This window comes from Roseateles sp. P5_B10, assembly GCF_056400485.1.
This window is the reverse complement of record NZ_JBFULE010000035.1, coordinates 1-20,621: the sequence shown is the minus strand read 5'-3', so window position 1 is coordinate 20,621 and position 20,621 is coordinate 1. Positions and strand designations below refer to the sequence as shown.

Here is a 20,621-nt window from a genome sequence, read left to right as displayed (position 1 = left end):
CTCCCCTTCTAAACCGCCGAGAAGCGCAGAAGCCCGGGGCGCGAGCGCAGCGAGCCTCAAGCTCTGACTTCGCGCCCCTTTGTTTGAACGGAGCGTAGCGAAGTGAGTTGGGCGCGGCCCCGGGYTTCGAGCATCGCAGGRSACCCGGCTMYGCCGGGCGGTTTYGCAGGGGAGAGCTTTTTGCCTACTTTTTGGCGGCGCAAAAAGTAGGTCGGCCGCCGGGACGAAATCCCGGCTGGGCCTGTACGTCAACCCATGCTGCGACAAAACAGCCCTCAGCTCATCTTGCAAGAGGCCGCATACGCATCCTCATGCTGCGTGAAGATCTTCCCCAACGTCCGGTTCGTCACCCTTCCCTGCCCATCCTTCGTGATCACCCGCAAGTAGTAATCCTGAATCGGGTACTGATTCCGATTGAACTTGAACGCCCCACGCACCGACTCGAACTTCGCCACCTTGATCGCCTTCAATAGCGCCGGCTTGTCCTCGACCTTCCCCTTCACATCCCTCACCGCTGCATTCATCAACAACGCCGCGTCATACCCCTGGCTCGCATACAGCGACGGCAACCTTCCRTAGTCCTTCAAAAAATCAGCCACGAACTTCTTGTTCGCCGCGTTGTCCATGTCATGCGCCCAATGCGAGCTGTTGAACATGCCCAGCATCGGCTCGCCCACCGCCTTGATGACATCCTCATCCGCAGAGAACCCAGGCCCGAACAGCGTCACATCCTTGGACAGCCCCGCGCCGACGAACTGCTTGATGAAGTTGATGCCCATGCCGCCGGGCAGAAAGATGTACATCGCATCCGGCTTGGCCGCGCGAGCCTGCGCAAGCTCCGCGGCGTAGTCGAGCTGCCCGAGCTTGGTGTAGATCTCCTCGACGACGGCGCCCTTGTAGTAGCGCTTGAAGCCCGTCATCGCGTCCTTGCCCGCCGGGTAGTTGGGCGCCAACAGCACGAGCTTCTTGAAGCCCTTCTCCGTCACAGTCTTGCCCACGGCCTCGTGCAGGTTGTCGTTCTGCCAGGCAACGTTGAAGAAATACGGGTTGCATTGCTCGCCGGCGTACTGCGACGGACCGGCGTTGGCGCTGATGTAGGGGATCTTCGCGTCGAACACCGACGGCCCGACGGCCAGCATCACGTTGGAGAAGACGATGCCGGTCATGAAGTCGACCTTGTCGCGCTTGATGAGGCGCTCGGCGCTCTGCTTGGCGACCTCGGGGTTCTGCTGGTCGTCGGCCGTGACCATCTCGACAGGCAGGCCGCCGAACTYGCCGCCGCTGTGCTTGAGGCCGAGCGCGAAGCCATCGCGGATGTCTACGCCCAGGCCGGCGCCGGGGCCGGACAATGTGCTCAGGAAGCCGACCTTGAGCTTGTCGGCGGCCTGGGCCGCGGGGAGCAAGGCAAGGCCGAGGGTGATGGCGGCAAAAGTCTTCTTCATGCGCAGGGTCTCCATGAGAAAAAGGGGCGGTCAGGCTTTGAGCTTGAAGCGCTGCAGTTTGCCCGTCTCGGTGCGCGGCAGGTTCTCGCGGAACTCAATGAGACGCGGATATTTGTAGGGCGCGATGGTCGCCTTGACGTGGTCCTGCAACGCCTTCACGTCGCCGGCATGGCCCGCGCGCAGCACGACGAAGGCTTTCACGAGCTGGCCGCGCTCTTCGTCGGGCACGCCGATGACGCCGCATTCGGCCACCGCCGGGTGGCTGAGCAGCGCGGCCTCGACCTCGGGGCCGGCGATGTTGTAGCCACCCGAGATGATCATGTCGTCGGTGCGGGCCTGGTAGACGTAGTAGCCATCGGCGTCGATCAGGTAGGAATCACCGGTCAGGTTCCAGCCGTCCTGCACATACTGGTGCTGGCGCTCGTCGGCGAGATAGCGGCAGCCCGTCGGGCCCTTGACGGCGAGATGGCCGACCTTGCCCGCCGGCAGGGGCTGGCCACCATCGTCGAGGATGCAGGCCTGGTAGCCAGGCACGGGCTTGCCGGTCGCGCCGGGCTTGGCCGTCTCTTCGGTATGGGAGATGAAGATGTGCAGCAGCTCCGTCGCGCCGATGCCGTCGAGCAGTTCGATGCCCGTCGCCTGTTTCCACAGCGCGCGCGTCGCGGCGGGCAAGGCCTCGCCTGCGCTGACGCATTTGCGCAGGGACGAGAGGTCGTGCTGCGCCACCATCGGCGCCATCGCGCGATAGGACGTCGGCGCCGTGAAGCAGACCGTCGCGCGGTGCGCCGCAACTGCAGCGAGCAGCAAATCGGGCGCGGGCTTTTCAAGCAGCACGGCCGACGCGCCCACACTCATCGGGAACAGCAACAGGCCGCCAAGGCCGAAGGTGAAGGCCAATGGCGGGCTGCCGATGAAAACGTCGCTGGCCTGGGCACGCAGGCAGTGCACCGGCCAGCAGCGGCAGATCGCGAGGATGTCGCGATGGAAGTGCATCGTGCCTTTGGGCTGGCCCGTGGTGCCCGACGTGAAAGCGATCAGCGCGCAGTCGTCGCTGGCGGTATCGACGTTGGTGAAGGTGGCGGGCTGCCGCGCCGCGCGGGCTTCGAGGCCATCGGGCTCGTTGCTGCGGTAGTGGCAGATGCCGCGCAGCAGCGGGTTCTGCAACTGCGCTGCCGCCAGCTCGTCGGCCAGCGCGGCGTCGCACAGTGCATGCGTGACCTCGGCCTTGGCGATGACCTTGCCCAGCTCAACCGCGCGCAACAGCGGCATGGTCGCAACGGCAATCGCACCGGCTTTGATGACGGCAAACCAGCAGGCCGCCAGTTGCGGCGTGTTCGCGCCGCGCAGCAGCACCCGGTTGCCGGGCACGACGCCGAGTTCGTTGACCAGCACGTTGGCGATGCGGTTTGCCTCGGCCTGCAGCTCGGCATAGGTCCAGCTCACGCCGGCGCCCTGCACGCAGGGTCGGTCGCCATCGCCCTGCTCCACCCAGCGGTCCAGCAGCTCGGTCGCCGCGTTCAGCTTGGGGCCGAACTGCAGTTCGGGCAGATCGAAGACCAGCTCCGGCCACTGGTCCTGCGGCGGGAGGTGGTCTCTTGCGAAGGTATCCAGGTGGGCCGATGGATGCATGGTTCAGGCCTTCAACAGTTCGCGGCCGATGATCAGTTGCTGCACTTCGCTGGCGCCCTCGTAGATGCGCAGCGCACGGATTTCCCGGTAGAGGGATTCGACGATCTCGCCCCGACGCACGCCGCGGCCGCCGAAGAGCTGCACCGCAGCGTCGATGACCCGCTGAGCGCCCTCGGTGGCCATCAGCTTGGCCATCGCGGCTTCCTTGGTGATGGTCCGACCCTGGTCGCGCAGCCAGGCGGCGCGGTAGACCATCAGCGCGGACGAGTCCACGGTGCAGGCCATGTCGGCCAGCTTGGCTTGCGTGAGCGGCAGATCGGCCAGGCGGGCGCCGAACATGGGGCGGGCCTTGGCCTGAGCCAGGCCTTCCTGCAGCGCGCGGCGGGCAAAGCCCAGGGCCGCGGCTGCGACCGAGGTGCGAAACACGTCCAGTGTGCGCATGGCCAGCTTGAAACCGTCGCCCGGTGCACCAAGCATCTGCGACTTGGCGACGCGACAATTGGTGAAGCGCAGTCGGGCTAGCGGGTGCGGTGCGATGACGTCGATGCGCTCGGCAATCTCAAATCCCGGAAGTCCTGCATCAACGATGAACGCGCTGAGGCCACGCGAGCCTGGCGCTTCACCCGTGCGCGCGAACAGCACATAGAAGTCGGCGATGCCGCCGTTGGAGATCCAGGTCTTCTCGCCGTTCAGCAGATAGCTGTCGCCGTCTTCGGTGGCGCTGCACTGCATGGCCGCGACATCCGATCCAGCTTCGGGCTCAGACAGCGCGAAGGCCGACAGCGCCTCACCACGCGCCACGCGCGGCAAATAGCGCTCGCTCTGGGCCTGCGTGCCCTGCAGCGAGATGGCGCCCGAGCCCAGGCCCTGCATCGCAAAGGCGAAATCAGCCAGGCCGTCATGCTTGGCCAGCGTCTCGCGGATCAGGCAGATGGCGCGGGTGTCGATGGCCTGGCCTTCACCGGCCACCGCGTGGTTCAGCCAGCCGGCAGCGCCGAGCTGGGCGACGAGGCTGCGGCATTGCCCATCGACATCCGCGTGATGATCGACATGCAGGTTCGCGGTGCACCAGGCGTCCAGCGAATTCACCAGCTCACGGTGCTTGGCGTCGAAGAAGGGCCAGTCGAGATGCTCCATCTCAATCCCCTTGGAAGACCGGCTTCTGCTTCGCCACGAAGGCTTCGTAGGCTCGATGGAAGTCCTTGGTCATCATGCAGATGGCCTGGGCCTGCGCCTCGGACTCGATGGCTTCGTCCACGCCCATGGACCACTCTTGATGCAGCATGCGTTTGGTCATTGCGTGGCCGAAGCTCGGGCCTGAGGCGATCTCGCCAGCCCAGGTCATCGCTTCATTCAACAGTTGCTCGGGCGCGATCAAGCGGTTCAGGAAACCCCAGGACAGCGCCTCTTCGCCACCCAGGCTGCGGCCGCTGTAGAGCAAATCCGACGCCCGCCCCTGGCCGACGATGCGCGGCAGCATGGCGCAGGCACCCATGTCGCAGCCGGCCAGGCCCACACGGGTGAACAGGAAGGCCGTCTTGCTGCGTGCGGTGCCGACGCGCAGGTCGGACGCCATCGCCATGATGGCGCCGGCACCGGCACAGACGCCGTCAATGGCCGTGACGATGGGTTGCGGGCAGGCACGCATGGCCTTCACCAGATCGCCCGTCATGCGCGTGAAGGCCAGCAGGTCGGGCATGCTCATGCCGGTCAACGGRCCGATGATCTCGWRCACRTCRCCGCCCGASSAGAAGTTGCCGCCGGCGCCCTGGATGACGATGGCTTTCACGTCATCGACATAGCTCAGCCGGCGGAACAGGTCGCGCAGCTCGGCGTAGGACTCAAAGGTCAGCGGGTTCTTGCGCTCGGGCCGGTTCAGCGTGATGACGCCGACGGCGCCCTGCTGCTGCCAGACGAAGTGCTCGGGGCTGTAGCCGGCGAGGCTCTGGCTGTTGCCGGAAGTCAGATAGGGGGTCATGCGGCATCCTTGGCCAAATGGGTTTTCAGCTGCGCGAGCAGCTCGTGGACCTGGGTCTTCTGCGCGGGCGTCCAGCCGGCAAACAGCTCGACGATCCAGCCCTCGTGCGTGGCGGCCATGCGCTTGAACTGGCGGCGGCCCTGCGGCGTGAGCTTGACGATGAAGCTGCGGCGGTCGTCGGCGCGGGTCTCGCGCAGCACCAGACCTTCGGCTTCGAGCTGGTCGGTGATGCCGGTGACATTGCCGCCCGTCACCATCAGCCGCTTGGACAGCTCGCGCATCGTCAGCCCGTCGGGATGACGCTCGAGCTGGGCGAGCAGGTCAAAGCGCGGCAGCGTGGTGCCGAAATCGGCGCGAAGGCGCTGGCGGATCTGGTCTTCCACGCGGGTTGTGCAGGACAGCAGGCGCAGCCAGAGCCTGAGGGCCTGGTGGTCGTCTTCCGAAAGACGCGTTTCGAGATCGGACTCGGTGGCCGACATCACATCGTCTCCCCGCCGCAGACGGCAATGGCCTGGCCGTTGATGGCGCCGTTGCCGACGATCCATGCCACGGTGTCCGCCACTTCCTCGGGCTGGATCAAGCGGCCCTGCGGGTTCACCTTGGCCAGCTCTGTGCGCGCTTGCTCGGCCGTGCGGCCGGTCTTGGCGACGATGGTGTCGACGGCATTCGCGACGATGTCGGTCTCGGTGTAGCCCGGGCAGACCGCGTTGACCGTCACGCCCTTGGCCGCCACTTCCAGCGCCATCGCCCGCGTCAGTCCCAGCACGCCATGCTTGGCCGCGCAGTAGGCCGCCACATAGGCATAGCCCTTGAGCGCCGCCGTGCTGGCCACGTTGATGATGCGACCTTCCTTGCGCAACAGCATGCCGGGCAGCACCGCGCGGCTGCACAGGAAGCTGCCGGTGAGGTTGACGTTGAGCAGGCGCTGCCACAGCTCCAGCGAGGTGCGGGCGAGCGGCGCCGTCTCGACCTGGCCGGCGTTGTTGACGAGGATGTCCACATCGCCCACGGCGGCGAAGGCGTCGGTGACGCTGTCCTCGTTGCCGACGTCGCAGATCTGGATGGCTACATCACCCAATGCCGCCTGTGAACTGCGCAGGCGATCTTCACTGCGCCCCATCAGCGTGACGCGAAAACCGTCCGCGAGCAGCCGCTTCGCCACCGCCGCGCCGATGCCACTGCCGCCACCCGTCACAACTGCATGTTTTTTCATACGCCCAACGCCTTGTTCGCCTGCTCGGCTGCGGCCACGCCTGCCGAGCGCTGGCGCTCGAATTCGCGCTCCAGCTGGCTCTTGCCGGACAGGTACTGTTTGGGCCATTCCAGCCCGATGGGCCCGCGGTAGCCGATGCGCGCGGCCTCGGTCAAAGTCCACGCTGGATTGGCCAGGTGCGGCCGCGCGATGGCGCAGAGGTCGGCGCGCCCCGACGCGATGATGCTGTTGACGTGGTCAGCCTCGGAGATGGCGCCGACGGCCATGGTCGCGATGCCGACGCGGTTGCGGATGCTMTCGGCGAACGGCGTCTGGAACATGCGKCCGTAAACGGGCTTTTGCGCCTTGCTGACCTGGCCGGACGACACGTCGATGAGATCGGCGCCCGCTTCCTTGAATGCGGCAGCGAGGGCGACTGCGTCCTCGAGCGTCGTGCCGCCCGGCACCCAGTCGTGAGCCGAAATGCGCACGGACATGGGCCGGTCCAGCGGCCAGACCTCGCGCAGCGCCGTGAAGACTTCGAGCGGATAGCGCAGCCGGTTCTCCAGCGAGCCGCCGTAGTCGTCGTCGCGGTGGTTGGTCAGCGGCGAGATGAAGGCGGACAGCAGATAGCCGTGGGCGCAGTGCAGCTCCAGCCAGTCGAAGCCGGCATCGGCGGCGCGGCGAGCGGCGTTGACGAAGTCCTCGCGCACGCGGTCCATGTCGGCGCGCGTCATCGCCCGCGCGACCTGGCTGATGCCATCCAGGTATTGCTGCGGCGAGGCCGAGATCAGCGGCCAGTTGCCGTCGGGCAGCGGCTGGTCTTCACCCTCCCAGGGCACGCATGTCGAGCCCTTGGGGCCGGCGTGGCCGAGCTGCATGGCGATCCTGGCGCTGCTGTGGGTGTGCACATGCTCGACGATGCGCTGCCACGCGGCGCCCTGGCCGTCGTTCCACAGTCCCGGGCAACCCGGCGTGATGCGCGCGTCCGGAGACACGCAGGTCATCTCCGCAAAAACGAGGCCGGCACCGCCCAACGCACGGGCGCCGAGGTGGGCCAGGTGGTAGTCGCCAGGAATGCCGTCCTCGCAGCTGTACTGCGCCATCGGCGACACGACGACGCGGTTCTTCAGCGTGACGCCGCGCAGCTTGAAGGGCGTGAACATCGGCGGCACCTGGGCGTCGACACCGCTCTGCGCCGCCAGCCAGCGTTCGAACTCGCCCACATAGCGCGCATCGCGCAGGCGCAGGTTCTCGTGCGAGATGCGCTGGGAACGCGTAAGCAGCGAGTAGGCGAACTGCTCCGGCGCCAGGCGCGCATGGCGCTCGACGTTCTCGAACCACTCGGTGGAGTTGCGCGCCGCGTTCTGGATGCGCAGCACCTCGATGCTGCGCGTGGCCTGGTAGGCGTCGAGCGCCGTTGGCAGGTCGCCGTGGTTATGGATGTCTCGCGCCAGGTCGATGGCGTCCTCCAGCGCGAGCTTGGTGCCCGAGCCGATGGAGAAGTGCGCCGTGTGGGCGGCGTCGCCCATCAGCACAACCGGCGCGCGCCCGTTGTGATGCACCCAGGTCTTGCAGACGACGCGCGGGAAGCGGATCCACGACGCCGAGCCGCGCAGGTGGCTGGCATTGGAGATCAACGGGTGGCCATCCARCACCTTGGCGAAGAGCTTCTCGCAGAAGGCAATGCCGTCTTCCTTGCTCATGTCCTCCAAGCCCGCGGCGCGCCAAACGTCTTCGGGCGCCTCGACGATGAAGGTCGAGTGCGTGGCGTCGAAGCGGTAGGCGTGCGCCTGGAACCAGCCCCATTCGGTCTGCTGGAAGTCGAAGGTGAAGGCGTCGAAGAGCTTGGTGGTGCCCAGCCACACGAAGCGGCAGGCACGCAGGTCGACGTCGGGCTGGTAGGTGGCAGCGTACTTCTGGCGGATGCGGCTGTTCAGGCCGTCGGCGGCGATGATGAGGTCGGCGTCGATGTCGACGTCATCCAGCACGTCGGTCTCGTAGACCAGCTCCACGCCCAGCGCCTCACAGCGCGCCTGCAGGATATTCAGCAGCTTCTTGCGGCCGATGCCGCAGAAGCCGTGGCCGCTGGAGACGATGCTGCGGCCGCGGAAGTGGACGGCGATGTCGTCCCAGTGGTTGAAGGCCTCGCTGATCTGCTCAGCGGTCTCGGCGTCGGCCTCGCGCAGCGCATCCACGGTCTGGTCCGACAGCACGACGCCCCAGCCGAAGGTGTCGCCCGCGCGGTTGCGCTCCAGCACCCTGACCTGGTGGGCCGGGTCGGCCTTCTTCATCAGCAGCGCGAAATACAGGCCAGCGGGTCCGCCGCCGACACAGGTGATACGCATGGGATGCCCCTTCTGCGTAGCACTTTAGGAATCGATAGTTCAAACGTCAAGCATTTATCTTGACTGCAACCCCACGGACAAACCCGCAGCTTGAAGCGGTGGGGAGGGGCGGCGCGACGGCGTCAGCGCGGCTTGCTGTAGTTGACGGTGCCGCGCCCACCGGCTAGAGGCTTGACATCGGCGAGGTGCGCCCGGGCCGCCGCGTTGTCCCGCAGATAGGCGTCAAAGAACAGCAGCTCCCAGGCGGTGGCTTCCTGTTCGGCAGGCCCGCTGAGGAGGTGGCCCTCACCCGGCATTTCGACGGCCCAGGCCGGGCCGCCCAGGCGGCGCACGCCGGCCTTGACGCTGCCGGGCGAGACCGAACCGTCCTTCTCGGCATAGACGGCGAAGAACGGCGTCTTGACCTGGGCAAGGCCGCTGAAGTCGCGGCCGAAGGACCAGGCATGGGTCTGGAAGGGCCAGATGCCGAAGCTGGCGCCGAGGAAGGGCACAAGGCCGAAGCCGGCCTTCAGGCGGGCGTCGCGAAAGGACTGCCCGGGCACAGCCGGGTCGGCGCCGCCGAGCATCGCCAGCACCGTCTGGCCGCCCGCGCTGGCGCCCGAGGCGCCGATGCGGGCCGTGTCCACCGCGCCGGCAAAGTCAGGGTGGCTGAGCACATGGTCAAGCGCCGCCTTGAAGGCCACCCGGCGCAGGGCCACGGGTTCGGCATAGCCGCTGACGCGGCCATCGCCATGGAAGATGTCGACGACGATGTAGCCGTGCGAGGCCAGCTGCTTGAGGTGGGCCAGATGCCAGAGGCCGTGGGTGTTGTAGCCGCCCGAGTAGACGATGAGCGGGTACTTGGCTGCCGGGTCTGCAAAAACCGGCCGCTCGCCCGGCGCCTGCATGTGCGGGAAGACGTTGTCGCCGGTGTCCTTGTAGGGGAAGGCGTAGTTCGGCCGGGCGTTGTCGGCGCGGGTGGGATACAGGACGTAGAGCAGCAGTGGCAGCTGCTGCCCGGCCAGCGCCCCCGCGCCGGATTCGTTGGCCGGTACGGTGACCTTGAGCAGCTGTGCGGCGTCGCGGCGGCTCAGCAGTTCATCGACGTACAGGCTGCGCGAGCCGTCGACCTTGCCGTTGAGATAGTCCACCAGCGGCCGGTCGCCAGCGGCGCTGGTGGCGACCGCCATGTTGGTGCTGCCGACCGCGTACGGGCCGGGAGGGGCGACGAAGTCGGCAGCGTGGGCGCACGCCAGCCCCCCGGTGGCCAGAAGAAGAAGCAATCGGGCCAGCAGGCGAGACATGGGATTCCTTTTGGAGGGCGATCAGCGCGGCACGTCGTCCCAGCGCAAGTGCACGACGCGATAGCCGGTGGCCTTCAACGACTGCAGCAAAAATGGCAACGCCCGCGCCGTCTGGTCCTGAACGTCGTGCAGCAGCACGATGCCACCGCCGCTCTTGGCCAGCTGGCCCAGCAGCTTGGTCGCAAGCATCTGCGGCGTCTGGTCGGGCAGCCAGTCCTCGGCACCGGCGTCGACGGACATGACGGTGATGTCGCGCTCGCGCAGCGCGGCCATCAGCACGGGCGATTCCGCCAGAAAGGGGAAGCGATAGGCCGCCGGCTCGCTGCCCAGCACCTCACGGTAGGCAGCCACCATGGCATCCAGGTCGGCGATCTGCGCCGGTGCGGGCAGCTGACCGAATGCCAGATGCTGGAAACCATGCATGCCGACGCTGTGGCCGGCGTCGCGCACCTGGCGGGCCAGGGCGGCGTGGGCGCGCATGGGCTCGCCGTTCATGAAGAAGCTGGCCTTCACGCACTGGTCGGCCAGGGCCTTTAGCACCAGCGGTGTGGACTCGGGCCGCGGGCCGTCGTCGAAGGTCAGCACGACCTCCTTCGGCGCCAGCCCTGGCAGCGCCGCATGTTGCGCCTTGCCCCAGGCCGCGCCCTCGCGCTTGAACGTCAATGTGCGCGACGTGCCCAGCGCATCGGCCGCACAGGCGGGTTGAGCGGGCTGGGCGGGCTGGCCGGATGTGGCGGCGGCCAGGGCCATGGCCAGCAGCAGGCTCATCAGTGGCCGGCCACGGCGGCGGGTTCGCCAAACTCGCCCGCCTCCTCGTGGTCATGCGGGAAGGGCGCCAGCCAGGCCAGCACCACGGGCGGGATGGAGAAGATCAGCACCCAGCCGAAGAAGCTCACGTACTGGTGATTGACGTAGTTCCACAGCAGGCCGCTGACGCTGCCGGTGCCCCACTTGGTCAGCGCCATCACGCCGGTGGCCATCGCGTAGTGCGCCATGCGGAAGGGCCCCGGGGCGATCTGCTGCATCATGTAGAGCATGTGGCCGACCGAGCCCATGCCGAAGCCGAACTTCTCGATGCAGACGATGGCCGCGATGGTGGTCGTGTCCGTCGGCATCGACTGGGCCAGGTAGAAATAGGTCAGGTGCGGGATGTTGAGCACCAGGGCCAGCGTGAAGAAGCTGCGCGGCAGCGTGCGCTTGGCGACGAAGAAGCCGCCCAGGAAGGCCCCGGCGATGAAGGACAGCGTGCCGACCGTGCCGTTGATGTGGCCCAGCGACTCGTTGTCCAACCCCAGGCCGCCGGCAGCGATGCTGTCGAGCAGGAAGAGCGGGCCGAACTTCTCGATGAAGCCTTCGCCGAAGCGGTAGAAGAAGATGACAGCCAGCATCATCCAGATCTGCGGCTTCTGGAAGAGGGTGACCCAGGCTTCGGCCGTGGCGGTCAGGCCGCCGCTCAGGCCTTGGCCATGCAGCGTGGACGGCGCACCCGGCGGCAGCACACGCACATGCCACAAGCCGAAAAGGGCCATGGACGCTGCGGCGATCAGCACGACGATGACCCAGCATTGCACCCAGCTCATGGCCATGTGGTTGTGCAGATAGCCCGTCAGCGACACGAACAGGCCCGAGGCGACCACGGCGCCCATGTTCCAGCACATGCCCTGCAGGCCCGAGTAGCGCGCCTGGTCGGTCTTGGAGACGGTCGTCATGAAGACGCCGTCGGCGCAGGTGTCCTGCGTGGCCGATGCGAAGCCGACGATCCAGAAGAAGGCCAGCGAGAGCTTGAAGAAGCCTTCCATCGGCAGGCACAGCGCCACCAGGCCCAGGGCCGCCGCCATCGTGAACTCCATGCTGATGACCCAGAAGCGCTTGCTGCGGTAGGCCTCCAGCAGGGGCGCCCACAGGGGCTTGAGCACCCAGGGCAGGTACATCTGCGAGGTGTAGAGGGCGATGTCCTCGTTGGAGATGCCGAGGTTCTTGTAGATGATGGCCGCGACGACCCCCACCATCACATTGGGCAGGCCCATGGCGAGGTAGAGCGAGGGCACCCAGGTCAATGGGTGGCGAATGGATTGAGTCATGGTGGGGTGGGCTTCTTGGTGCCGTTCAGCAGGGCGAGGACGTCAGACGCCTCTTGATTGGATTGCAGGGCTTGGAGCGCGGCCCGGGCCCTGTCGGTGCCCTCGCCGCCGTGCGGGTTGCTGGCCAGCGACTGCAGGCCGCGCRGGGCCTTGTCGCGGTTGCCGGATTCGAGATGCGCCCAGACGGCGAGGTAGACGTAGTCGCCAACCTGGGGCTCCAGCACGCTGGCGGCGTCTGCCGCGTTGGTCATGCTGGGGCTCACGCCCTTGACGCCGAGCACGCGGGCCAGCTGATACAGCGTGGGTGCATCGTTGCGGCGCTGTTTGTAGGCTGCCATCAGCCAGGCGCGCGCCTGTTCCAGTGCCTGGGTGCGTTCGGCGCCGTTCGCCTGTGCGGCCACAGCCTGCCAGGCCCAGCCGAGCAGGCGGTTGGCTTCAAAGGGCGGTGCTTCCTGCTGGGCCCACGGAGCAAGGATCTGCAAGGCCTTKTCCGCCTCGCCATAGCGGATCTCGGCATGCGCCAGCGCCCAGCGCATGACATCGGGCGCACGGTCGCCGCCGGCCTTCTTCACGCTCGCCTGCAGACGGGCCAGGACGGCCTTGCCATGTTCGGCTTCAGGACGCGAGGCGATGACCATGCCGTCGAATTCGGCCTCGGCCTGCTCGGTGGGCAGCTCTGTAGTGCGCACCGCGGCTGGCGCGCCACCCGGGATCTGCGCCACATACAGGTTGTCCAGATGCCTGCGCAGCTCACTGTTCAGGCGGCTGGGCGCTATGCCTGTGGCGGGCTCCAGCGCCGTCAGCGCGTCCTCCCCGGCCGCGACACGGCGGAAGTACTCGTTGAAGCGCTGGACGCGCTCGGTCTTGGACAGCACGTAGTGGGTCAGCAGCCAGGACTGCGCGTAGAAGACGCCGAAGAAGCTGTCGTCAATGTCCTTGTCCCCGGTGGACTGGAAGCTCGGCTTGAGCAGCCTGGCCGGCTGCAGCCAGGGGCGCTGGGCCAGGATCGCGGCCGAGGGATTGAACGCGCCGATCTCGATCGAGTCCGGGGCGATGCGCGTCGCGCCGAAGTACTCGGCGTAGCCCTCGACATACCACACGGGATAGGCCATGCGGGCGTACTGAGCCATCACGCGGTGCGCGTACTCGTGGAAGAGCACCTGGCCGGTGAAGTCCTTCGACCAGAGATGGTTGACCGCGAAAGCCTGGGCGCCATCGCTGCCCGAAACGAACAGCCCCGCCAGGCGACGGTTGCGCAGATAGGGCTGGACCCGGGCAATGAGGTCGGGGTCGTCGCTGAGCACGATGGGAAAGGGCGGGCGCGCCAGGCCCTGGCTGGCGCCAAGGGTCAGCAGCATGGCCTCGTGCAGGCGTTCGAGATCCTGCAGCCTGCCCTCGGCCGTGCGCTTGGACGTCTGGGCAAGCATGCGGAAATGCGGGCTCTCGGCCAGCACCCATGACGCAGACCAGGCCAAGGGGCTCCAGCCCAGCAGGCCCAGCAGCAGCGTCGCCAACCATCTGCGGTGGTGCATCCTCTGCTCTCCCGGCCTGCCTTATCAGGCCCGCGGCGTCAGCGCCTGCAGCGCCGCCGACACGTAGACCAGCGGCGCATTCCAGTTGACGGCGACCTCGTTGCTGGCATAGCTGCAGAAATGGTCCGGATAGGACCGCGCCGGCTGCACGGCATTGCTGCCCCAGACATAGTCCTTGGCCTGCACGCCCACGCGGTAGGCCGAGCCCCGCCAGCGGGCAACCAGTTCATCAGCAAGCTCCATCACACAGGTTTGAACGACAACGCTGTCATTTTGACTCAGGCGCATGCGGTGCTGGGCTAGGGTTACCCATGCCAAGCCCTTCACATCGCCCCAGGCACGCGCAAGGCCGCTGGCCAGCAGGCCGGTCGCGACGAAGCAGCGGAGATGGGGACTCATGGTGAGACGATCCAGTTGATGCAGTCGGCAGCGCCGTTGACGTTCAGTGTCACGCCTTTGGCGTAGACGCGTGAAGGCGTGCGGGCGATCAGCAGCAGGTCTCGAACACGACGCACAGCCATCGTCACTCCATCAAGCAATGAACCGGTGGACGCCTGAGCGTCCACCGGCTCGAGGGCCAGAAACCGGTCAGGCCGTCCAGCTCAGCGAGGCGCCTTCAGCCWGCACMGSACTGCGCCGCCCGTCCACCTCCAGCCCCCAATCGCGCAGCGCRCCCTCGSWGACCTGCGCCGTGTACTGCCCGCCCTTTCGGCTSACCGTGCCACGCGCCGCAATGCTGCCGTCCGCGCCCACGACCGTGAAGGCCGCGCTGGCGCCGTCATCCAGCTCGAACACGCGCAGCACCGTGCCGCGGGCGTAGTCGTAGTCTGGCTTCTCGGTCTCGGCACCCCAGGCGATGACGCTGTTCGGCGCGGCGTACAGCGGCATGGACAGGAARCCATGCACCTCGCGRTGCCAGCGGCCRCCTTCGCGCTTCTCGCCGCTSAGCAGATGCGTCCACKTSCCTTCKGGRAGGTAGAAGTCCACCTCGCCGCYCTCSGTGAASACSGGYGCSACSAGCAATGCTTCGCCGAGCTGGTACTGCCGGTCCAGCGTCGCGCAGGCCGGGTCCTGCGGGTGCTCCATCAGCATGGCGCGCATCAGCGGCACGCCGGTCTGCGTCGCCTCATGCGCCTTGGCGTACAGATACGGCATGAGCTGGTGCTTGAGCCGCGTGAATGCGCGCAGCACGTCGCAGCTCTCTTCGTCCACGAGCCATGGCACCCGGTAGCTGCTGCTGCCGTGCAGGCGGCTGTGCGAGGACATCAGGCCGAACTGGATCCAGCGCTTGTAGACGGCCGGSGGCGGGTTGCCTTCGAAGCCGCCAATGTCATGGCTCCAGAAGGCGAAGCCGCAACTTGTGAGCGACAGGCCGCCCCTGAGGCTCTCGGCCATCGACTCAAACGTGCTCCAGCAATCACCGCCCCAGTGCACCGGGAAGCGCTGGCCGGAGGCATASGTGGAGCGSGCGAAGACGATGGCGTCGSKGCCCTGCACTTCTTCGAGCAGCTCGAAGACGGCCTGGTTGTATTGCAGCGCGTACAGGTTGTGCATCTCGACGGGGTCGGAGCCGTCGAAGTAGGTCACGCCTTCGCTCGGRATGCGCTCGCCGAAGTCGGTCTTGAAGCAGTCGGCGCCTTGCGCGATCAGGCGACGCAGGTGGCTTTGGTACCAGGCCTTGGCGGCCGGGTTCGTGAAGTCCACGATGGCCATGCCGGGCTGCCACTGGTCGGTCTGGAAGGTCAGCCCGTTGGTTCTCTTGATGAAGTAGCCGTGCTTCACGCCTTCAGAAAACAGCGGCGACTTCTGCGCCACATACGGGTTGATCCAGAGGCTGATCTTCAGGCCCTTGGCGTGCAGGCGCTTGAGCATCGCCTCGGGCTCGGGAAAGCCACGCGGGTCCCAGGCGAAGTCGCACCACTGGAACTCGCGCATCCAGAAGCAGTCGAAGTGGAACACCGCCAGCGGCAGCTCGCGGCGCGCCATCTCGTCGATGAAGTGGGTGGCGGTGGCCTCGTCGTATTGCGTGGTGAACGAGGTCGTCATCCACAGGCCGAAGCTCCAGGCCGGGGGCAGCGGKGCGCGGCCTGTCAGCGCTGTCARYCGGCCCACGACRTCCTTGGGCGTGGGGCCGGCAATGACGCAGTAGTCCAGGCTCTCGCCCTCGCGGCTGAACTGCACGCGGGCGACCTTCTCCGAGCCGACCTCGAAGGACACGGGGCCGGCCTCGTTGACGAGCACGCCGTAGCCGCGGTTGGTCAGGTAAAAGGGCACGCTCTTGTAGGCCTGCTCGCAGGCGGTGCCGCCGTCCTTGTTGGTGTTCTCGACGATCTGGCCGTTCTTGACCCAGGGCGTGAAGCGCTCGCCCAGGCCGTAGACGTTCTCGCCCACGCCCAGCGACAGCTGGTCGTGGACGTGGTGGCGCACCAGGCCGTCCTTGCCGGCCCACTGGATGAAGCCCAGGCCGCGCCAGTCGCTCTTGGTCAGCACGCGGTCGCCYTCGCGGAAGGTCAGGCTCCAGCCKTCGCCCTTYTTGACGTCGACMGARAKSGCGCCSSWGGTCAGCGTGGCCTKGGYGTCRCCGTTGTCGATCTGCACTGGATGCTTGCCGGCGCCGGGCATGGGGATGTGCAGGCGCGGCGCGCTGGATGCGGYGTAGTGCTCGACGCTGACGCGGATGACGCCGGGCAGCGGCGAGCTCAGCGTCACGGTCAGCGTSGGGCCYTGCAGCGTGTCGCCGCGGTGCTTGATGGGGCGGGTCGTGGCGAGCACGACCAGGCGGTCTTCGTGGACTTCGATCGCATAGGCCTCGGCCGCGTAATGTGCGGCCACGCCCGGCTGATGCATCCACTGTCCGTCAGTGAACTTCATGATGAATCAATCTTCCTTGTTGTCTCCGGTCGGCCGGCAGGTGTGCCGGCCCCTCTTGCTTGGTTGGTCTGTCGGGTCTCCTAGGCTGAAGGCGCCTTGACGTGGCGCGCGACGTAGTCGCCGTGCTCGGGCATGCCGCCCACGGTGTGTGTGATGGCCTGGCGCAGGCGCACGAAGTGCTGCAGCAGGGCCTCGGGGTCGATGTGGTCGACGAACGGGTCGTAGCTCTCGGGCCGCAGGCCCAGGCCGAAGAAGAGCGACACCCACGACGGCTCGGCAAAGCCGTCGGGGTCGAGGATGGCAACACGGCCCGCGCTGCGAAAGAGCTCGATCTGGTGGGCCAGCGTGTCCGGGATCGGCATGGCCGCGCAGTAGCGCCACAGCTCGGCGTCGCGTCGGTCGGTCAGCTTGTAGTGCAGCACGATGAAGTCGCGGATGGACTCGTACTGCAGGGCCATGCGCCGGTTGAACTCGGCCGCCAGGTGGGGCTTGAACTGCCTGTCCGGGAAGAACTGGATGAGGCGGCCGACGCCGTCCATGATGAGCTGGATGCTGGTCGACTCCAGCGGTTCCAGAAAGCCTGAAGCCAGGCCGATGGCGACAACATTCTTGACCCAGCCCTGCTTGCGCCGGCCAGTGGTGAAGCGCAGTTGGCGCGGCGTGTCCAGCGCCTTGCTGTCCAGCCCGGCCAGCAGCGTGCTGGCGGCTTCATCGTCACTGATGAACTGGCTGCAATAGACATGGCCATTGCCGGTGCGGTGCTGCAGCGGAATGCGCCACTGCCAGCCCGCCGCCTTGGCGGTCGACATCGTGTAGGGCGTCAGCGGCTCGACACGCTCGCTCGGCACGGCCTGGGCGCTGTTGCAGGGCAGCAGCGCGCTCCAGTCCTCGAAGGGCGATTGCATCGCGCCGCCGATCAGCAAGGCGCGAAAGCCCGAGCAATCGATGAAGAGGTCGCCATCGATGCGGCGGCCGTCCTTGAGCTTGACCGCAGCAACGAAGCCGTCCCCGGGGCGCAGCTCGACATCGACGATCAGCCCTTCAATGCGCTGGGCACCGCGCGCCATCGCGTACTCGCGCAGAAAGGCGGCGTACAGGCCGGCGTCGAAGTGGTAGGCGAAGGAATAGGCATTGGCCGCCGACGGCGCCCCGCCCTCGGGGGGCGTGAAGCGGTTGCGCCTGGCCATGACGGTGGACGTTGACCAGTCCTCGTAGCTGGGCAGCCCGTCGACCTGGCGCTGCAAGCGCAGCCAGTGCTGCCAGGGCGCGCGCGCGTCGATGGCCGGGCCGAAGTCCCCGAAACCATGGAAGAAGCGATGGCCGACGTGGCCCCAGTCGCGGAACTCGATGCCGAGCTTGAAGCTGCCCTGGGTGCGCTTGACGAACTCGGCGCCGTCCAGGCCCAAAGTTTGGTTGTAGGCGCGGATGGGCGGCAGCGTGGCCTCGCCGACGCCGATGGTGCCGATGTCGGGCGACTCGATCAGCACGATCTCGCAGGCGCCCTGGCCGGCCTGCGCAAAGCGCTGAGCCAGCGGCGCAGCCGCCATCCAGCCGGCGGTGCCGCCGCCAACGATGACGATCTTGCGGATGGAGGGATCGGACATGGCTGTCTCTGGGCCAGTTTTTATGGAGCCTCACCACAGGACCGGCGGGCGGCGCGATCTTCGGCGAGTCGGGCTGTGTCGCGCTAGGGGCTTTTACCGTATTTACTTCGTACGACGGCCGAACTAATATGGCACCAAGCCCGTCATAAGCATGGGCAGGACTAGGAGACAAATGCAGGCCGAAGCCGCAAGCAGCCAACAGCTGCTCAAGGTCATCAATCGCATGGCGCTGGTGCGACATCTCTGTGCCAATCCGGGGCTGTCGCGTGCCGACCTGGCCGTTGCCGTCGGCTTGACGAAGTCCACTGTCAGCCTGCTGGTGCGCGAACTGATTCTTGAAGGCTGGCTGGCCGAACGCGAGGTCGTCGCGACCGGCGACCTGGGCCGCCGCCCCACCCCCCTCTTCATCGATCCCGCCCGGCTGGTGCTGCTCGGCGCCGAGGTCGGCATCGAATCCGTGCGCGTCGTCGCCACCTCGCTGACCGGCGAGGTGCTGGCCTGGACCGTCGCCCACTACAGCGCCAACCGCACAGCCAAGGCCTGCATCGCCAGCCTCGCCACGGCGCTGCTCAAGCTGCGCAAGCAGCTGGATGCCGGCCAGCAGATCCTGGGCATCGGCGTGGGCCTGCCCGGTGGCGTCAACGAGGCGCGCGGCGTGCTGCACTTCGCGCCCAACCTGGGCTGGCGCGATATTCCCTTTGGTGCCCTGCTCAGCGAAAAGCTGCAAGACACTTCGCTCGCTGGCGTACCCCTCTTCATACAGAACGAAGCCGATGTGGCGGCCCTGGGCGAAATGGAGTTCAACTCCGCGCCGACGTCGGACCCGCTGCTGTATGTGTCCATCAACCAGGGCCTGGGCGCCGGCGTCATCGTCGGCGACCGCCTGCTCACCGGCAGCCGCGGTTTCGCCGGTGAGGTGGGCCACATGGTGCTGCAGCTCAACGGGCCACGCTGCTCCTGCGGCCGACGCGGCTGCGCCGAAGCATTGATCGCGACGCGCGCCATGCTCGGCGGCAGTGAGGATGGCACGACACTGCGCTCGCTGGCCGAAGTACGCGCCCATCTCGTCGACGAGGACGCGCACACGCTGAAGGCCGTGAGTTCCGCCGGCCGCTATCTCGGCGTGCTGCTGCAGAACCTGGCCACCGCCTACGACCCCGCCTGCATCGTGCTGGGCGGTTCGGTCGTCGAACTGGGCGAGCCCTTCCTGAAGCCAGCGCTGGACACGCTGCTCGACTACGCCGCAGCGGCCAGCCTGCCACCGCCGAGCGTGCGCACCTCGCTGTTCGGCGCCAATGCCGTCGCCGTCGGCGCGGCCGCGCTGGCCCGCTACCGCCTGACCCGGCCTACCCTGCCCGGCGCGGTGACGGCTGTGGGCGAGAGCATCAGCGAGGAGTCCGCTTGATGTTCCTCGGCATCGATCTCGGCACCTCCGAAGTCAAGCTGCTGCTGCTTGACGGTGAAGGCCACATCGTCGGCACGGCAGGCAGCGCGCTGACGCTGTCGGCGCCTGAGCCGCTGTGGTCGGAGCAGGCGCCGAGCGATTGGTGGCAGGCCACCGAGGCCGCCGTTGCCAAGCTGCGCGCCGCCCATCCGATGGCCTTTGCCGCCGTGCGCGGCATCGGCCTGTCCGGCCAGATGCACGGCGCGGTGCTGCTGGGCGCTGACGACGCGGTGCTGCGCCCGGCCATCCTGTGGAACGACGGCCGCAGCCACGCCGAGTGCGACGAGCTGACGGCCGCCGCGCCGCGCCTGCACGACATCGCCGGCAACCTCGCCATGCCCGGCTTCACCGCCCCGAAGCTGCTGTGGGTCAAGAAGCACGAGCCCGAAGTCTTCGCGCGGGTGGCCAGCGTGCTGCTGCCCAAGGACTGGCTGCGCCTGCAGCTGACCGGCGACAAGGTCTCCGACCCGTCGGACGCCGCCGGCACCCTGTGGCTGGACGTGGCACGGCGCGACTGGTCCGACGAACTGCTCGGCGCCTGCRGCCTGACGCGCGCGCAGATGCCSCGCCTGGTCGAGAGCAGCCAGCCCAGCGGCGTGCTCAAGCCCGAACTCGCCAAGGCCTGGGGCCTGGGCGCGGAGGTGGTCGTCGCCGGTGGCGCCGGCGACAACGCGGCCAGCGCCATCGGCATCGGCGCCACGCAGCCSGGTGATGGCTTCATCTCGCTGGGCACCTCGGGCGTGCTCTTCGTCGTCAACGACCGCTACCGGCCCAACCCGRCCTCRGCCGTGCACGCCTTCTGCCATGCGCTTCCCGCACGCTGGCACCAGATGAGCGTGATGCTGTCGGCCGCCAGCTGCCTGCGCTGGTTCTGCCAGCTCGTCGGCGCCGATGAAGCCCCCTTGCTGGCTGAACTTTCATCAAATGACAGCGCAGTCAGCGCCTCAGACCACGCGCCGATCTTCCTGCCCTACCTGGCCGGCGAGCGCACGCCGCACAACGACCCGTTTGCAGCCGGCGTCTTCCATGGCCTGAAGGCGCAGACGAATCGCGCCGACTGCACCTATGCCGTGCTCGAGGGCGTGGCCTTCGGGCTGGCCGATGGGCTGGACGCGCTGCGGGCGGCAGGCACCGAGGTGCACCAGCTGTCGCTGGTGGGCGGCGGCTCGCGCAGCCGTTTCTGGGCCCAGCTGATCGCCGACGCACTCCAGGTCGAC

General features: G+C 67.4%; 17 protein-coding genes. 2 read left to right on the top strand and 15 right to left on the bottom strand.

What is annotated here, in order from left to right; all coding sequences use genetic code 11:
• Positions 1 to 275 precede the first annotated feature (275 nt).
• The 15 genes from AC1DU6_RS04670 to AC1DU6_RS04600 all read right to left on the bottom strand — a co-directional run bounded on the left by AC1DU6_RS04670 (position 276) and on the right by AC1DU6_RS04600 (position 17,960).
• Positions 276 to 1,442, bottom strand: a complete 1,167-nt coding sequence (locus tag AC1DU6_RS04670; RefSeq protein WP_477856192.1) for an ABC transporter substrate-binding protein — start codon at positions 1,440 to 1,442, stop codon at positions 276 to 278.
• Between the two features lie 30 nt (positions 1,443 to 1,472).
• A complete protein-coding gene (locus tag AC1DU6_RS04665; RefSeq protein ID WP_477856191.1) occupies positions 1,473 to 3,071 on the bottom strand; it encodes an AMP-binding protein in 1,599 nt (532 codons plus the stop codon).
• 3 nt (positions 3,072 to 3,074) lie between these two features.
• Positions 3,075 to 4,208, bottom strand: a complete 1,134-nt coding sequence (locus AC1DU6_RS04660) for an acyl-CoA dehydrogenase family protein (RefSeq protein WP_457322691.1) — start codon at positions 4,206 to 4,208, stop codon at positions 3,075 to 3,077.
• Between the two features lies 1 nt (position 4,209).
• On the bottom strand, positions 4,210 to 5,049 hold the full coding sequence (locus tag AC1DU6_RS04655) for an enoyl-CoA hydratase family protein (RefSeq protein ID WP_477856190.1): 840 nt from the start codon (positions 5,047 to 5,049) through the stop codon (positions 4,210 to 4,212).
• On the bottom strand, positions 5,046 to 5,528 hold the full coding sequence (locus AC1DU6_RS04650) for a MarR family winged helix-turn-helix transcriptional regulator (RefSeq protein ID WP_457322693.1): 483 nt from the start codon (positions 5,526 to 5,528) through the stop codon (positions 5,046 to 5,048). The genes AC1DU6_RS04655 and AC1DU6_RS04650 overlap by 4 nt, the downstream gene beginning before the upstream one ends.
• Positions 5,528 to 6,262 carry an SDR family NAD(P)-dependent oxidoreductase gene (locus tag AC1DU6_RS04645; protein WP_457322694.1) on the bottom strand — a complete coding sequence of 245 codons (735 nt, stop codon included), beginning with the start codon at positions 6,260 to 6,262 and terminating at the stop codon, positions 5,528 to 5,530. Before AC1DU6_RS04645 ends, AC1DU6_RS04650 begins: the two co-directional genes overlap by 1 nt.
• Positions 6,259 to 8,589 carry a bifunctional salicylyl-CoA 5-hydroxylase/oxidoreductase gene (locus AC1DU6_RS04640; protein ID WP_477856189.1) on the bottom strand — a complete coding sequence of 777 codons (2,331 nt, stop codon included), beginning with the start codon at positions 8,587 to 8,589 and terminating at the stop codon, positions 6,259 to 6,261. Before AC1DU6_RS04640 ends, AC1DU6_RS04645 begins: the two co-directional genes overlap by 4 nt.
• A gap of 122 nt (positions 8,590 to 8,711) precedes the next feature.
• Positions 8,712 to 9,872: an alpha/beta hydrolase family protein gene (locus AC1DU6_RS04635; protein WP_457322696.1), complete on the bottom strand. Its 1,161-nt coding sequence runs from the start codon at positions 9,870 to 9,872 to the stop codon at positions 8,712 to 8,714.
• 21 nt (positions 9,873 to 9,893) lie between these two features.
• A complete protein-coding gene (locus AC1DU6_RS04630) occupies positions 9,894 to 10,640 on the bottom strand; it encodes a polysaccharide deacetylase family protein (RefSeq protein ID WP_457322697.1) in 747 nt (248 codons plus the stop codon).
• On the bottom strand, positions 10,640 to 11,953 hold the full coding sequence (locus AC1DU6_RS04625; RefSeq protein WP_082532456.1) for an MFS transporter: 1,314 nt from the start codon (positions 11,951 to 11,953) through the stop codon (positions 10,640 to 10,642). Before AC1DU6_RS04625 ends, AC1DU6_RS04630 begins: the two co-directional genes overlap by 1 nt.
• Positions 11,950 to 13,485 (bottom strand): hypothetical protein, encoded by a 1,536-nt coding sequence (locus AC1DU6_RS04620; RefSeq protein WP_477856188.1) that lies wholly within the window; start codon positions 13,483 to 13,485, stop codon positions 11,950 to 11,952. The genes AC1DU6_RS04625 and AC1DU6_RS04620 overlap by 4 nt, the downstream gene beginning before the upstream one ends.
• A gap of 24 nt (positions 13,486 to 13,509) precedes the next feature.
• Entirely contained in the window at positions 13,510 to 13,884 is a 375-nt protein-coding gene (locus tag AC1DU6_RS04615; RefSeq protein ID WP_457322699.1) for a hypothetical protein, read from the bottom strand.
• Complete coding sequence (locus AC1DU6_RS04610; protein WP_268795236.1) at positions 13,881 to 14,006, bottom strand: hypothetical protein; 126 nt, start codon at positions 14,004 to 14,006, stop codon at positions 13,881 to 13,883. The genes AC1DU6_RS04615 and AC1DU6_RS04610 overlap by 4 nt, the downstream gene beginning before the upstream one ends.
• A gap of 67 nt (positions 14,007 to 14,073) precedes the next feature.
• On the bottom strand, positions 14,074 to 16,356 hold the full coding sequence (yicI, locus tag AC1DU6_RS04605) for an alpha-xylosidase (protein ID WP_477856187.1): 2,283 nt from the start codon (positions 16,354 to 16,356) through the stop codon (positions 14,074 to 14,076).
• Between the two features lie 80 nt (positions 16,357 to 16,436).
• Positions 16,437 to 17,960, bottom strand: a complete 1,524-nt coding sequence (locus AC1DU6_RS04600; RefSeq protein ID WP_477856186.1) for a tryptophan halogenase family protein — start codon at positions 17,958 to 17,960, stop codon at positions 16,437 to 16,439.
• Between the two features lie 172 nt (positions 17,961 to 18,132).
• Between AC1DU6_RS04600 and AC1DU6_RS04595 the strand changes: the two genes are divergently transcribed.
• Both AC1DU6_RS04595 and xylB read left to right on the top strand, forming a co-directional pair.
• Positions 18,133 to 19,365, top strand: a complete 1,233-nt coding sequence (locus AC1DU6_RS04595) for an ROK family protein (protein ID WP_457325502.1) — start codon at positions 18,133 to 18,135, stop codon at positions 19,363 to 19,365.
• The coding region (gene xylB / locus AC1DU6_RS04590) for a xylulokinase (RefSeq protein WP_477856185.1) at positions 19,365 to 20,621 on the top strand (1,257 nt) is incomplete at its 3' end. The genes AC1DU6_RS04595 and xylB, both read left to right, overlap by 1 nt.